At 53.5% G+C, this 14,123-nt stretch carries 12 protein-coding genes; 5 read left to right on the forward strand and 7 right to left on the reverse strand.

Annotated elements, in window-relative coordinates; genetic code table 11:
* Positions 1-82 precede the first annotated feature (82 nt).
* Entirely contained in the window at positions 83-1,153 is a 1,071-nt protein-coding gene (locus RBB62_RS04435) for a LacI family DNA-binding transcriptional regulator (RefSeq protein WP_309397452.1), read from the reverse strand.
* A gap of 77 nt (positions 1,154-1,230) precedes the next feature.
* Positions 1,231-2,784 (reverse strand): glycoside hydrolase family 43 protein, encoded by a 1,554-nt coding sequence (locus RBB62_RS04440; RefSeq protein ID WP_309397454.1) that lies wholly within the window; start codon positions 2,782-2,784, stop codon positions 1,231-1,233.
* A gap of 412 nt (positions 2,785-3,196) precedes the next feature.
* Between RBB62_RS04440 and RBB62_RS04445 the strand changes: the two genes are divergently transcribed.
* Positions 3,197-4,006 (forward strand): PEP-CTERM sorting domain-containing protein, encoded by an 810-nt coding sequence (locus RBB62_RS04445; protein ID WP_309397456.1) that lies wholly within the window; start codon positions 3,197-3,199, stop codon positions 4,004-4,006.
* 516 nt (positions 4,007-4,522) lie between these two features.
* Here the strand turns inward: RBB62_RS04445 and RBB62_RS04450 are convergent.
* The 5 genes from RBB62_RS04450 to carA all read right to left on the reverse strand — a co-directional run bounded on the left by RBB62_RS04450 (position 4,523) and on the right by carA (position 9,898).
* Positions 4,523-5,008, reverse strand: a complete 486-nt coding sequence (locus RBB62_RS04450) for a hypothetical protein (RefSeq protein WP_309397458.1) — start codon at positions 5,006-5,008, stop codon at positions 4,523-4,525.
* 83 nt (positions 5,009-5,091) lie between these two features.
* Positions 5,092-5,925, reverse strand: a complete 834-nt coding sequence (locus RBB62_RS04455; protein WP_309397460.1) for an alpha/beta hydrolase — start codon at positions 5,923-5,925, stop codon at positions 5,092-5,094.
* Positions 5,906-6,907: a 3'(2'),5'-bisphosphate nucleotidase gene (locus RBB62_RS04460; protein WP_309397462.1), complete on the reverse strand. Its 1,002-nt coding sequence runs from the start codon at positions 6,905-6,907 to the stop codon at positions 5,906-5,908. Before RBB62_RS04460 ends, RBB62_RS04455 begins: the two co-directional genes overlap by 20 nt.
* Before the next feature lie 67 nt (positions 6,908-6,974).
* Positions 6,975-8,489 (reverse strand): ribonuclease Y, encoded by a 1,515-nt coding sequence (gene rny / locus RBB62_RS04465; RefSeq protein ID WP_309397464.1) that lies wholly within the window; start codon positions 8,487-8,489, stop codon positions 6,975-6,977.
* 251 nt (positions 8,490-8,740) lie between these two features.
* The gene (gene carA, locus RBB62_RS04470) at positions 8,741-9,898 is read right to left on the reverse strand and encodes a glutamine-hydrolyzing carbamoyl-phosphate synthase small subunit (RefSeq protein WP_309397467.1); all 1,158 of its coding nucleotides are present in this window, start codon (positions 9,896-9,898) and stop codon (positions 8,741-8,743) included.
* Between the two features lie 192 nt (positions 9,899-10,090).
* Between carA and RBB62_RS04475 the strand changes: the two genes are divergently transcribed.
* The 4 genes from RBB62_RS04475 to secG all read left to right on the forward strand — a co-directional run bounded on the left by RBB62_RS04475 (position 10,091) and on the right by secG (position 14,112).
* On the forward strand, positions 10,091-10,999 hold the full coding sequence (locus tag RBB62_RS04475; protein ID WP_309397469.1) for a phosphatidylserine decarboxylase: 909 nt from the start codon (positions 10,091-10,093) through the stop codon (positions 10,997-10,999).
* Between the two features lie 289 nt (positions 11,000-11,288).
* Positions 11,289-11,849 carry a hypothetical protein gene (locus RBB62_RS04480; protein WP_309397471.1) on the forward strand — a complete coding sequence of 187 codons (561 nt, stop codon included), beginning with the start codon at positions 11,289-11,291 and terminating at the stop codon, positions 11,847-11,849.
* A gap of 404 nt (positions 11,850-12,253) precedes the next feature.
* Positions 12,254-13,303 (forward strand): LacI family DNA-binding transcriptional regulator, encoded by a 1,050-nt coding sequence (locus RBB62_RS04485; protein ID WP_309397473.1) that lies wholly within the window; start codon positions 12,254-12,256, stop codon positions 13,301-13,303.
* Between the two features lie 227 nt (positions 13,304-13,530).
* Positions 13,531-14,112: a preprotein translocase subunit SecG gene (gene secG, locus RBB62_RS04490; RefSeq protein ID WP_309397474.1), complete on the forward strand. Its 582-nt coding sequence runs from the start codon at positions 13,531-13,533 to the stop codon at positions 14,110-14,112.
* Positions 14,113-14,123 lie beyond the last annotated feature (11 nt).

Below are 14,123 nucleotides of genomic sequence, written 5' to 3' on the forward strand. Positions count from 1 at the left end.
CAGCAGGAAGCTGGCTGATGGCATGGGCGCCGTCAGCCAGCTTCGTTTTTTGAGCAAAACGAAGCTCTAGTTGAATGTGTCTCTAATGAGCTAACTTTTTGGGTGGTCCGATCGAACCGCGCATGATGAGCTCTGTTTTCATTTTGAGTTCTTGCGGTTTGGTTTCGGGGGTCGAGCGCATTTGCTCAAGTAGTCCAATTGCCTGTTTTGCCAGAGCGATTCGATCATAACTGACAGATGTGATGCCCATTAATCGAGCTTCTGGGATGTCGTCATTGCCAATCAATGAGATATCTTTGGGTATTGACAGGCCTTGTGAGTGGACTGCGATCCAGACGCCCGTAGCAATAATATCATTGAACGTCATGATGGCAGTGGGCGCGTTCTTGCCCAAGGCCTGTAATTGCTTCCAGGCATCAATGCCTGCGGTGCGGTTGTTTGGGCCTTTGACCATCAATGACTCATCAAAATCAATTTGGTATTCTTTGAGTGTATTGATGTAGGCCCGATGTGCGTTGGAGTGCTCACTACCAGGTTCATCAAGTCCGACAAATGCAATGCGCTTGTGTCCTAAATCGAGCAAATGCCTTAATCCTAGGCAGAAACTATCATAGCTATCTTTTTTAATTACGGGCAGTCCTTTAGGCGCGGCATAAAGCACGAGAAATGGGTAGCGCCTGGCAAGAAGGTTTTCAAATAACGGTTTGTTTTGCTCCCATGAAACAACGTCAGTTATGACGCCATCGGCTTCACCAGCAGCCCAGTGTCGGAGAAATGCTGATTCCACTTCCGAATCATAATGGGTTAATCCGAGTACCAAATGGGTGCCTGCACGTCGTGCTTCTGCGTCAAAGCATTCTACGAGTTGCGCGTACTCAGGATTTTCCAGATGGGGGAGCAACAGGCCCCAGCGATAGGCGCGCTGAGCGCGGATCATTCGGGCTCCCGGGTGTAGGGAATAGCCGATTTCGTTTGCAGCCTTTAATATTTTACTCCGCGTATCATCCTTAATCGATGCATCTTGGCTGAATGCTCGCGAGATCGTGCTTCGGGAAAAACCAGTGTGGCGCTCCAGATCAAAAATGGTTGGTCGTTTTACGTGCGGTGAGAGATGGTTTGCTTGCTTTGACTGTTTCTTTGAAGTTTTTCCCATAGTTCGGGAATATTCCCATGTGCTAGTGAAATAAAGAGAAAAGTGAAATTGGAAGTCTGCTATTTTTCAGAATCCCCTTATGTTTCCTGAGGCTGAGTGTTCATGTATGCGAAGTGTTTTAGAGTCATCGACGCATTTTTCTGGGCGGATAGGCAATAGGGTCCGATGAGTAAGCCACTGAATCCGCCAATAACTTCGGTTGAGAGTAGGCGGGAAATGCCGCGACCAATTTCGGTAAATACCCCATCTTCTGTTGCGACATTGAAGATGAAGCTGCTGGAGTCGGCTGACCAAGGGTCGCCTTCTGCCGTCAGGACCACTTGGAAGTGGTAATTCTCCGAAAGCTCGATCGGAGTTTCAACTACAGTAACCATGTCTAGAATGCGTTTTGTAAAGCGCACAAAAGATTGATCATTACTCCTTCTGATTCCTAATGAATAATATCCATCCTTATTCATGTAGACGCAGATTCCGCCCTCAGAATTAATGGATACAGAGCTTATGGTTAAACTACAGCGAATTGATCTTTCGGTGAGTCGTGTGCCAAGAAATCCGATGGGACCACTCGCTGATAGGCTAGTGGAAAGCGCCTTTAGTATGAATCCGACTCCAGGAGCAATTTCAGTGGCCTTTTGGTAGGTTGATGCAATTGTGACCCAGCGATGCCCTAGCTGAGTGCTACTAAAGTCGTCCATCCAATCTAAATCTGATCCGCCGCGCTGAGCGAGTGTCGATTCACTCACAGGAGCTGCGTGGTTCACCACTGGCCAATCATTTTCCCATTTTACGGGTGCAATGAAGGTCTCTCGCCCACATATATGTACAGGTGGGTAGCCAATCGTGCGGACTCCCAGGAAGACCATCCACCAATTGCCCGCTTGGTCGCTGACCATATCTGCATGGCCGGTATTTTGAATCGGAGACTCTATGCCAGCATGGGTAAATATTGGGTTGTCAGGGCACGCAGTGAACGGTCCCCACGGTGAAGCTGAGCGCCCAATGGTTACTCGGTGGTTGGATTCGGTTCCTCCTTCGGCAGCGAGCAGGTACCAAAATTCGCCACGGAAGAAAATATGTGGTCCTTCGACTGCTTTGCCGCCAAATCCTGAGGATATATTCTTTCGCTCAGTTAACCCTTTGCCGCTCAGAGGGTCTATTTCGAATTGAATTAACCCCGGCTCTTCGCCTAGCTCGGCAGCGGCCGTGGCTTGAAATAAAGTTCGGCCATCCTTTAAAAATGTAAGTGAGGGATCGATGCCTCCCTGGTGGATGGGGTCGATCCAGATTGGCTCTGACCATTCGTCTGCGGGATTTTCAGTGGTTACTATGAAGTGCCCGCCATTGTCTATGTTGGTCGTGATTAAATAGAAGCGTTTTCCATCGTGGCGAATCGTGGGCGCAAAGATTCCTCCAGTGATAAAGTTTTGAGCATGCTGAAAGGGTAACTGTGAGGGCCGCGATAAGATGTGTCTTAGGAACTTCCATTCTTGCAGGTTTTCGCTCTCATAAAGCGGTACACCCGGAAATTGACCAAAGCTGCTCGTTGCGAGGTAGAATTTGTTCCCAACACGGCATATCGTTGGATCTGGATGCATGCCGGTGAGGATTGGGTTTGAGGGAAGTGAAGGCATTTTCGCTACTGATTTTCTGTAAAATAGCCTCATATCCTCGGTTCGCCGCATCCTGCCGTCCAGTTGTTAAGGGAATATGTAGATCGGTTTTCTACTGGTGGCTTGGCTCATGGATGTAGGCATTGGTGTCGCATTTGAGTAGGGGATAAAAAATATGAAATTTAATACTTGTGTCGGAATGAGAACATTCCCAATATGGTGGTGAAGTGAAATACTGGCGTGGCATGAAAGTCTACTGATTATTGTGCTCTTTAGTTCTTTCATTTCACTCAAACCCCCTAACCAAGTTCATAGATATCTGAGTAATCCTTTAGAGCACCAAGTTTGGAATGCGGAACAGCTTCAAGGCTGAGTATGAATACATTACCAAAACCTTGAACGATCTTTAACCCTAAAACTATATCCCAACATCATGATACCTACAAAATCCTATATTGGAATCCTTGTTGCTTGCGCGACAATTAGCACGGCTGCTGAACTGCAAGCTCAGACTATCGTTTACCGTCAGACTTTTGATTGGACTAGTACGTCCACGAACGCGAATGCCACTGCGGCTGGCTGGGAGTCTTACAACGGAGGGAACAGTAATTTAACACTTGGTGCTCAATTCGGCAATTCTTTGCAGGATTTTGCTAGTGCTCCAACGAGTCCTGAAGGGGAGCCAGTTAGCTACGGGGGAAACATCAATTCCTCAATTACAGCAACTTCCCCCTATGAAACCGGTGCAATTTTTATGTATGTGACGTCATCATCCGGTTCCCTCTATACTGCGGGTGCCGCTGAGCAAGCTGTATTCGGAGAAATCAGCCCCAATAATACATCATTTAGCTGGTACACCGAAAATAATAACCGCAATTTCCGGCTAGCAGTGCAGGTTGGCTCCGTCTGGTTGGTTACTGATTCGACTTTTGTTGGTGTTGATAATACGTGGACATATTTTTCATTGGACTTCGAGCAAGATACTTCGATGTGGCGAATCATGGATTTCACTGCTAACAGTGGGGATCCAATCTCTATCTCGTCGCAGACTCTTGAGGAAGCATCCATCGCATTCCCAACAGGAAATATTACAAATTTCGGATTCTTTATTGAAGGTCCTGGAACTACAGCTGTAAAGATGGATTCGTTTACCGTAACGGTGCCCGAACCATCAACGGTAGCGTTGACTGCTGGTTTCTGTGTATTGGGCGCAGCGTTAATTCATCGTCGCCGGAAAAAGTAGTTTCTGCTGGAGAAAATGTATTTTATCTTACGCCCCACCGATTTCGGTGGGGCTTTTTGCTACCATTTATAGAGCGTCTGCATCGCATAAATTATTTAGGGCCAACTGCTTACTCCAAGTTGGTTGATTATGACGAGGATGTGCAGGCATTCATCAGGCAAGGTCGCGTGGTATCTCGTTGGAATACCTCAGGGCAAGCTACGCAGCAGCTTGAAATTCATTTTGGCCATAGCTTTAGGGATAGCATGAAGTTGCGGGGTCCAGTGCTTGCTCAACCCGGAAACTTCATGTCAGCTCTGGATACAAAACTGTTGTTGCAGGCTTAAAAAGCAGCTGAGGTGCGTGGTAATGGGCTACTGCAAACTTGTGTCGCGTCTGGACGTTTAAAAGGACATCGCCCGCACAAGCTATGGCAGAGCAAGTGCGCTTGGAGCTACGGTTATGTAGCCCTCGACGTGGTCGATGGCGGACTGTTTCTTCCAAACGCCTACTGCCAATCTCGAATGCAGTTTCGGGCTAGATGACCTTTACTGAGCCGAGGCTGATACGGTCACTGGCGCCTGAGACAGTGAAGTCGCCATTTGCATTGTAGGATTTGCCGCCTGCGGTGAAACGCACTTTGATTTTAACCGTACGCAGGTCTTTTTCCATCCAGAATGCGTTTTCACTCTTGAAGTAGCCTATGGGCTCTGCGCTAATCGAAACAATTTTTATCTCACTCAGCGCGTCGAATTCGGCCTGTGAAGCCCCACTATTGGCGAGTTGGGTGAGCAACTGGCCCCTGAGCATGAGCTTCAGACTGCTCTCGATTTGGGGTAAGTAATTTTCCTTGGTCAGCGTATCGAGACTGCCGCCTTTCAGGTTTGTGGTAATCGGGAGCTTGTGAAGCAACTCAGGCTTCACCAGATAAATGCCGCCGCCGATGAGCCCGATGACGACCAACACCACAATGGATGCAACCGGTGATAGTTTAACTTGAATTTCCTTTGAATTGTCGTCCATGCAGCAGCCTTTCGCAGTGGTTAAGAGTGTAAATAGATAAACACACTTAAGCGGCGGTGGCAATATTGCATGTCTGCTGGCCTTTACAACCTATTCTGAAGCCAGCTCAGTAAGGCAGGGCCCCAGGGGTGGCTCTGCTCTAGGCCGATGCCATGTGGGCCTTTTTCGTAGATGTGCAGCTCAGCCGGGACGTTGTGGCGGAGCAGGGCCTGATAGAACGCGATGCTGTGTTCTGGCACGACCACGGGGTCTTCACTGGTGTGCATCAGGAAACAAGGCGGTGTGCTCTCGCAGACGTGTCGCTCTGGCGAAAGCTTTTCAATGAGCGCCATATCGTCAGCTTTATCACCAAGTAAATTTTGGCGCGAACCGAGGTGGGCATAGGGCTCGAAAATGGACACCACGGCGTAGATCGGTGCGGCGAAATCAGGGCGGCAGTCGAGTTGGTCAATTGCATCGCCTTTGAGACCTTCGGTAATGGCGGGCAGCGTGGCAGCGCAGGCGGTCAGGTGGCCGCCGGCGGAGAAGCCGAGGATGCCGACTTGCGACGGGTTCACGCACCAGTCACTGGCGTGGTGGCGCACGAGGCGGATGGCGCGCTGGGCGTCGAGCAGTGGAACGGGGTGCGTGTACGGCGCGTAGCGGTATTCTAAAACGGCCGCCAGAATGCCGTTGCTGCTCAAGAAGCGCGCGACGCGATGGCCTTCTTTTGCGATAGAGAGCATGCAATAGCCGCCGCCGGGGCAGACGACTATGGCTTGGCCAGTGCGATGCTCTTCGCTAGGCAGGTAAACCGTGAGCCGAGGCAGTCCGGGGAGGGCATCGCCCGCGAAGGGAGCGCCATCTTCCCAGAGTGGGATGGAGACCGGGAGGCCAGTTTGTAATGTGTCGCTGAGGCTACTGGGGAGCGAATTCATCCTTGGTTTCTGCGATGGCTTGGATAACAAAATCGTGGACGTGCAAATTGGTGGCCACGACTCCTTGGTTCAGGCTGAGCGTTTGGCCCTGGCCGAAGTCAAGTGGCTGGCCGTGGATGTCGGTCACCTTGCCACCAGCTTCCTGCACGGCGAGCATACCCGCCGCGTGGTCCCAAATCTTCTCTTGATAGCCTGGGCGAGTGGGCAGGCGCAGGTAAACGGATGCATCACCCCGCGCAACTGCGGCGTACTTGCATTGGCTGTCCATGCGGACCGATTCCGTGGTCACTCCGAGCTTTTCCGCAATGGCGGCAGCCCAATCGTGCTTGGAGTGGCCGCTTTCGACGGACTCACAAATCTTGGCCAGGGCAGGGTTGAAATTATCGTCCACCACAGCGCCGGAAATCATCTTACCAGTCATGTCGTAAATTTCGGCACCGTGGCCCTTTTGGGCAACGAGTAGGCAGCCGATCGGGCCGGTGGGCAAGTCGAGCATGTGGGGCAGCGCGGGGCAGCCGAGCACGCTAAAGACGACTTCGCCGTCTTCGATTAGCGCCAGCGCGACTGCGTACTGATCTTTGCGGAGGAAGCCCTTGGTGCCGTCGATGGGATCGAGCGTCCAGAACCGTCCGTCCTTGCCACCGTAGTTGCCGCGGTCAATGGCTTCGATAACGCTTGTTTCGTTGGCGCTTGGGTCGATCACCTGAACTTCGGCCACGACCTTGTTGCGCAGCTCGGTCTGGGCGTCGCCTGAGAGTTCAGCGGCGTCTTCTTCGGCAACGATTGGGTCAGACGGGAAGCTCTTGGCGAGCGCGGCGAGGATTACGGCTTGCGAGCCGTAGTCCGCAATGGTGACCGGGGAGCGATCTTCCTTTTGGGCGGAGTCGCCAGCGCCTAGTTTTTGGCGCACATTTTCACAAAGCTTACTGGCGGCGATAACGGCCTCAATGGCGACCGCCTTTTCTTCATTCCAAGTTTTCATAGCAGGTTTCTAAACGAATCAACCTATCTGCAATATCAACTGGTGGAAACCCTAAACGTTAAAGAATTTACTTCGCCGTTTCCACGAAGCGTGATTCCCGGATGACGGTCACCTTGATCGTGCCCGGATACTGTAGCTCGTCTTCGATGCGGCGACGAATGCTGCGGGCGAGGCGGCGTGCCTCCTGGTCATCCATGTGGTCGGGCTCCACGATCACGCGGATTTCCTTGCCTGCTTGCACCGCATAGGCCTCATAGACGCCGTCCATTTCGCGTGCGATGTCTTCCAGGCTGCGGACGCGCTGAAGATAGCCTTCGAGGGCGTTGGCGCGGGCGCCGGGGCGGCTGGCGGAAAGGGCGTCAGCCACGCGAAGGAGGCCGGCGTAAACACTGGTGGGAGCGACTTCGTCGTGCGAGGCGGCCACGGCGTTGACGACGCGTTCGTCCTCACCATAGCGCTTGAGGAGCATCGCGGCGCTGGAGGCGTGGCTGCCTTCGTAGTCGTGGTCGATGGCCTTGCCGAGGTCGTGAAAGAGGCCGCAGCGCTTGGCGAGGTCGGGATCGAGCCCTAGTTCGGACGCCAGCAGGGAGCAGAAATACGCCACTTCGATGGAGTGCTCCAGCGTGTTTTGGTTGTTCGAAAGTCGATAGTGGAGCTTGCCCAGCAGGGAGACGATTTCCGGATGCACGCCGTGCAAACGCAGTTTGAGCAGCGAACGTTCGCCCAGCTCGATAACGCTGTCTTTGAGCTCGTCTCGAACCTGGGTGACGGTGTCTTCGATGGAAACCGGGTGGATGCGGCCGTCTTTGATCAGTCTCTCCAGCGCAATGCGGGCAATCTCGCGGCGGACCGGGTCGAACGACGAAACGAGCAGCGTGCCGGGCGTTTCATCAATCATCAATGTGACGCCGGTGCAGGATTCGATGGCGCGGATGTTGCGGCCTTCGCGGCCGATCAGGCGGCCCTTCATGTCCTCATTGGGCAGGTCGACGAGGGTGGCGCTGATCTCATTGGGCGGGGTCGCCGTGATGCGCTGCATGACGTCGATCAAAATGCGCTGTGCTTCGGCGCGGTAAGCCTGCTCGCTCTCCAGTATAACCTCGCGCTTGATCTCCTTGGCGACTTCGTCATCGCTGTTGCGAATTTCTTCACGCCAGGCTTCGAGAGCATCTTCTTTGGGCATGCCGGTCAGCTTGCGGAGGCGGTATCGGTAGGCATCGCGGTAACGTTTGACGCGGCGCATTTCTTCGGCAAGTCGCTTGCTGGAGGCGACTTGTCGGTCTTCCCGGTTGATGACTTGCGTCTCTTTTTCGAGGGAGGCGGTTTCACGCTGGCGAATAATTTCTTCGCGCTCGTCTATCTCGGTTTCGAGCTCCTTGCGGCGCTTTTGCTGCTCTTCAAGGAGTTCAAGCTTAGTCAGGCGTGTGGATTCGTCAGCGGAGCGTTGGGCCTGCTCGACCTCTTCTTTGCGGCGGGCGATTTCACGCGTGATTTTGCTACTGAATACCGCCCAAACGCAGGCAGCCGAAACGAGCGCTCCAATCAGGAACGCGATTAATATCTGCCAGGAAAATTCAAACATGCGGGCTTGCTAACAAACCTGCGGGGATGGGACGTGCAACGGGGTGACGTCGAATTTGTGACATTATTTTATCAATAGCAAGCAAGATTCCTGTAGAACCCTTTTTATGATGAATTAGACTCATGAATGGAGTCGATTAATGGATCGGCAGGGACGGGAGTTGCTCATTAAACACGAAGGGCACGGAGGCATGGAGTCATAAATTACTCCTTATCTCCGTGCCCTTCGTGGCAAAAAGTTTGCCTGGAGGTTTAGCCCTTTACCTTGGCAACCAGCTTGTAGAAGTCAGCAAAGAGCGGGTCGGCATCGTTCGGACCTGGGGCTGCTTCCGGGTGATATTGCACGCTGAACACGGGCAGATCTTTGTGGCGAAGGCCTTCGACGGTGTCGTCGTTCAGGTTGATTTCCGTCACGACCGCGCCACGGGCTTCCAGGTCTTCGCGCTTGGCGGCAAAGCCGTGGTTTTGCGCGGTGATGGCGACAGCACCCGTTTCGAGATTCTTAACCGGCTGATTGCCGCCACGGTGACCAAATTTCAGCTTGTAGGTCGGCGCGCCTAGGGCGTGTGTGATGACCTGATGGCCGAAGCAGATGCCAAAGGTCGGGTAGTCTTCCATGACCTTGGCGACGGTTTCATGCGCGTAGGTAACGGCGGCCGGGTCACCCGGGCCATTGCTGAGGAAGAGGCCGTCCGGGTTGAGCTCGCGGATTTGCTCCGGGCTGGCGTCGGCGGGCAGTACCCAAACGTCGAAGCCGTGCATGCGGAGTTTGCGGAAAATCGAGCGCTTGGCGCCGAAGTCGATTGCGGCGACCTTGTATACCTTCTCCTGGCTTGGGTCCGGGTAGAGCGTGGTGCCGGGCACGGTGAACGGCTTGCGGTCAGTGTTGGGCTCAAACTGGTAGGCTTCCTTGGAGGTCACGGCCTTAACGTAGTCCACGCCAACTAGGCCGCTCCACTCGCGGGCGCGCTCGATAGCTTCGCAGTCGGTGAGGCCCTCGGTGGAGAGGCAGGCGTTCATAGCACCGGCCACGCGGAGGCGCTTGGTGATTGCACGGGTATCCACGCCGGACAGGCCGGGGATGTTGTGGCGCGTCAGGTAGTCCGGCAGGGACTCCACGCTGCGCCAGTTGCTGACCACCGGGCTCAGGTCGCGCACGACGAAACCGGAGGCCTTCGGGCCGTCAGATTCTTCGTCGTCCGGGCAGATGCCATAGTTGCCGATTTGCACGGCCGTCATGGTGACGATTTGCGCGAAGTAGGAGGGATCCGTGAGGATTTCCTGATAGCCGGTCATCGACGTGTTAAACACGGCTTCGCCCACAACAGTGCGGGCGGCTCCAAAGGCTTTGCCGCGGAAGACGGATCCATCTTCCAAGGCGAGAACTGCGGGCTTCGGGTCACTTGACATTAACCGGCAGACAAAAGACCTCACCCGCCACCCCGGCAAGCGGAAAAACGGATTTTTTGCACCTGCGGTCAGATTTTACATTCTCGGCGTAATATCCCTGATTGCGACGCGGTCTTGCAGCACGGAACATTGGTTGACCGATCGTGGTTGATTTCCGTCTGCCGAGCCCGTAGCCATACTGGTTTGCGCGACATGGAGCCCATCGAATTCTACAACCGCTACACTGGACAAATCGAGACCGAGCAGGTCTTTGGCGAGGCTTGGCTGGCCTGGGCTTACGGCACGCCGCTCGGCAAGCTGACTGTGGAGCTCGCCGCCAAGCGCGCGCTCTTCTCCCGCTGGTATGGCTGGAAAATGAACCGCAAGGCCAGCGCTGCCAAGGTTTTCCCATTTATTAAAGAATACGGCCTCGACGCCGCGGACTTCCTCCGCCCACCGGATTACTACGAGTGCTTCAACGACTTCTTCACGCGCCAGCTAAAGGACGAGGCGCGGCCCATCGACGACCAGCCTAACAGCGTGGTGTTTCCCGCCGATGGTCGCCACCTCGGCTGGCAGGACTCGTCGCAGATCGATCAGGTTTTCGTGAAGGGGCAGAGCTTCGACATCGACGCCTTGCTCGATGACCAAAAGCTGGGGGCGCAATTCCGCGGCGGCGCGCTGGTGCTCTCCCGCCTATGCCCGGTGGACTACCACCGTTTCCATTTTCCTGCCGCTGGCGTGCCGGATCACCCGCGCCAGACGCCGCGTAAAATTCCCGGCCCTCTGTATTCGGTTAACCCCGTGGCCCTGCGCCAGCGCCTCGATATTTTCTGGACGAATAAGCGCGAAGTTACGCTGCTGCACAGCGACGACTTTGGCGACATTGCGCTGATCGAAGTTGGCGCGACCTGCGTCGGCACGATCCGGCAAACCCACGTATCTGGCCAGTGGACCAAGAAGGGTGGCGAGAAGGGCTATTTTGCTTTTGGCGGCTCCAGCACGTTGACACTCTTTGAGCCCGGTACCGTCAAGCTCGACGCAGATCTCCTGGAGCACACCGCCGCGGGCCGCGAGCTCTACGCCCGTATGGGCGACCACATGGGCGTGGGCGTAGGCTAGGGAAGTCTCCGGCGCGAGGTTTTTCAATAACCGCAGAGAACACGGAGGACGCAGAGAGCACAGAGTGAAATGTTTCCGCCACGGATTGCTGATATACCAGGTGTGCCGTTTTCTTAATTCCTTTGTGGCTGTGCTTTACAAGATTTCTGCGTCCTCTGTGCTCTGTGTAGTTAAAATGAATCCGTTGCGCTGGCCCTTGGCTAATACTGGGTTCCGATTTGGCTGGGTTTAGGTGTATCCCTTTGTTTCTAGGGAATAATTTTCGCTGACGACGCTTCTTATCTGCACTATGAAGAAGTATGTATCATTTGCCTCCCTGCGACGGGAAATGGAGTGTCACAATCGGCGCGATGCTTGGCGCCTTGCTCATAATGGACAGGCTGTTGACCGGCTAATGTCGCTGAGCATGATCGAGGAATCGGTCAAGTTGCGCCCAGATGCAGTCTTCGCGATTTGCCACCAAGATGATCCGGTAGAGCCAGTTTTCAAGTGGCGTAAGATCGCGGTGCGCCCAGGGTTGAAAATGCCGAGCAAGGGCCACACCTCGTTTTTCCGTGTGGCTGAGCCGCCCACACCGCCTCAGAAAACTGTGGCTAAGCAAAACGACACTCAAGCGGATGCAGGCTATGCTGAGCTGGAACGACGCTTGGCTGTTTGTGAGGAGCATTATGGATCGATCATCGAGTCGATTCAGCGTCTGCAACAGCAATTGTCGGGCATCCAGGGTTTTAATCAAATAAAGGCCGAGATGGCGACCATGCGTGATGAATTAAGAGAGGTCACGGAGCAAGCCAACCGCCGACAATATGACCTCTCGGGCGTACGGATGGAGGTCGTCGGCGCGGCATAAATCGCATACAGCGGTTAATGGCTCAATGAATGTTGCAGTGAGTCTGCTCAAACAGCCTGTCGGCTTTTACCGTTACCTTTAAAAGTTGAGTCTGTCGAGCAGTTGGTAGCTGCTTGGTCTATTGGAGATTTGTGGTTGTTGGGGCAGGTCGCTACTTTCAATAATGGTATTACGCCGATTTGAGCAGCACTTGCACGAGGAGTTGGATCGGCAGGTGGATTTATTTGACCACGGATTGGAATATTGTGCACTGTGGGATATCAACATGACGCTGGTGGCACGGTGCCAGTTGTTAAATGAACATCACACCTGTAATGCTGGGGCGTCTCAAGAATTTAACAATTTAGGAAAAAATACGGTTGTTCTGTTAGGTGATTCTATGTTGTTAGTTAGCCTAGTAGTACATGAAAAATAAACGAAGAGCTACCATTCGCGACGTTGCTCAAGCGTCAGGTTATTCCATTTACACGGTTTCCTCCGTGCTGAACAACAAGGGCGACATCAGTGAGGCGACCAGTGAGAAAGTGCGTCAGGTCGCTCGTGAGTTAAATTACGATTTGTTGGGCAACGTATCGGCAGCGCGACGTATGACCACACGCTCGATTGGTATTGTGCTGCCTGAGGCCGGCTGTATGCACGATGGTTTTTATAATCGCGCGGTGTCGACTTTTCGTGCGATTGCGTCCAACCGAGACTATGACTGTAAGCTTTTTGCCGAGGAGGATATCACTCGCCGCCTCGATCCTAGCAAAAGCGGTGGCATTTACTCGTTAGGTTGCAAGGGGCTGGTGGTTTTCTGTCCCAATGGGGATTATAAGAACTACATTAGCCAGCTCTTGAGCAATGGTGTTGCGGTGGGCTTGATTCGGCGGAAGGTTCCCAAGATGGATGGGCTTTTCCAAGCCGCAGATAACGATGAAGCTTCGATGAAAATCATCCTGAAATACCTTTACGAAGAAGTTGGCAGCCGTCGGATGGTCATGTTGTCCAATGTAACGCGTACAAAGGTATCTGGTGGGCGAGAGAAGGCTTTCAAGAAGTTTACCCAGGAAAATCTTGCAGAGGGCGACTCGATGGTGATTTTCGAGTCTGCGCTGAAAGACGACTCATCAGAGAAGGAAGAGTTCTTTGATTTTTTACGCGAGTCGAAGGCTAAGGGGCAGGTGCCAGTAGTGAGTTGTTGGTCGGATTCTGCCGCTTCGCGTCTCATGACCTATTTGCACCGAAGTGGTTTTCAAGTTCCCGGCGATGTCATGATTACTGGTTATGACAACGATCCGTATTCCAGCCATGCGGATATCACGACCATGAGCATACCAATCGAAGAAATGGTCACTGCTTGTTGCCGGTATCTTTTTGAATATCGTGAGGAGGGTGACTTGCCGGAAGCCAAAACTCAGCGCTTCAAGCATGAATTGGTTGTACGCGGTAGTACGGAGATGATATCGGGCTAGCTTGCCCGGTGCGAGCTGTTGTGAGGCAACGTGGAGCCTGAGCAAGAGACTGCCACAAGTTTGTCTCATGGGAGGCTAATTGAAGTGCCCTAATCTGTAGCTAGCTGTTCGTCATTTATATACCTCTCACCCTACAGGTGAGTGTATCGGCATATAGTATTGATAAAAAACCTTGAAACTGCTGGTGAGAAGGCTCATGTTGCGCGGTTTTCCCGAATAACTCCGATATGAGTGCAATTATTTTTGGCCTTTTGACCCTTCTGCTGATCCTCGTCAGCGGCTATTTAATATTGATTATCCTGATGCAACGCGCGAGCAGTGCTGGCATGGGATCCGCCATGGGTGGCGGTGCTGCAGAATCCGCTTTGGGCGCTGGCGCGGGCAATGTATTGACTAAGGGCACCATCATCGGTGCAGTCGCGTTTTTTATCCTTTGCTTCGGCCTTTACCTGGGCAACTTGGCTGTTGCCGAAGAAGGCGGCCCGGCCAACACGTTACCGGTTGAAATCGCCGCTCCGGGTACCGAGCCCGCCCAGGAAGAAACCAAGCCGCTAGTGAGTCTGCCGCAGGGTATGGATTGGTCCGCCACCGCTCAGCAAAACGGTGAGCAAACCGCGACCACGACCGTTTCCACCGACCAGGGCACGATGATCGTGACCGAGGACAGCATCGAAGTGAAACCCAGCGAAGAGACGGCCGCGCAAACCGAAGCAGCCGCCGAGCAGGTAGAATCGACTGCTGCTGATGCCAAAAAGGCCGCGACAGAAGTTACCCCGGCCACCGAATCGACCGAAACAAAAGCGCAGTAAGCTTGTCTGCA

It is taken from the genome of Cerasicoccus maritimus (assembly GCA_031296935.1).
Taxonomy (GTDB): Bacteria; Verrucomicrobiota; Verrucomicrobiia; order Opitutales; family Cerasicoccaceae; genus Cerasicoccus; species Cerasicoccus maritimus.

Excerpts from the sequence above, each read along its gene's own strand:
- carA (WP_309397467.1), bottom strand. The coding sequence starts at position 9,898 with ATGTCAAGTGACCCGAAGCCCGCAGTTCTCGCCTTGGAAGATGGATCC.
- RBB62_RS04475 (WP_309397469.1), top strand. The coding sequence starts at position 10,091 with ATGGAGCCCATCGAATTCTACAACCGCTACACTGGACAAATCGAGACC.
- RBB62_RS04440 (WP_309397454.1), bottom strand. The coding sequence starts at position 2,784 with ATGCCTTCACTTCCCTCAAACCCAATCCTCACCGGCATGCATCCAGAT.
- RBB62_RS04485 (WP_309397473.1), top strand. The coding sequence starts at position 12,254 with ATGAAAAATAAACGAAGAGCTACCATTCGCGACGTTGCTCAAGCGTCA.
- RBB62_RS04455 (WP_309397460.1), bottom strand. The coding sequence starts at position 5,925 with ATGAATTCGCTCCCCAGTAGCCTCAGCGACACATTACAAACTGGCCTC.
- RBB62_RS04445 (WP_309397456.1), top strand. The coding sequence starts at position 3,197 with ATGATACCTACAAAATCCTATATTGGAATCCTTGTTGCTTGCGCGACA.
- RBB62_RS04460 (WP_309397462.1), bottom strand. The coding sequence starts at position 6,907 with ATGAAAACTTGGAATGAAGAAAAGGCGGTCGCCATTGAGGCCGTTATC.
- rny (WP_309397464.1), bottom strand. The coding sequence starts at position 8,489 with ATGTTTGAATTTTCCTGGCAGATATTAATCGCGTTCCTGATTGGAGCG.
- RBB62_RS04450 (WP_309397458.1), bottom strand. The coding sequence starts at position 5,008 with ATGGACGACAATTCAAAGGAAATTCAAGTTAAACTATCACCGGTTGCA.
- secG (WP_309397474.1), top strand. The coding sequence starts at position 13,531 with ATGAGTGCAATTATTTTTGGCCTTTTGACCCTTCTGCTGATCCTCGTC.
- RBB62_RS04480 (WP_309397471.1), top strand. The coding sequence starts at position 11,289 with ATGAAGAAGTATGTATCATTTGCCTCCCTGCGACGGGAAATGGAGTGT.
- RBB62_RS04435 (WP_309397452.1), bottom strand. The coding sequence starts at position 1,153 with ATGGGAAAAACTTCAAAGAAACAGTCAAAGCAAGCAAACCATCTCTCA.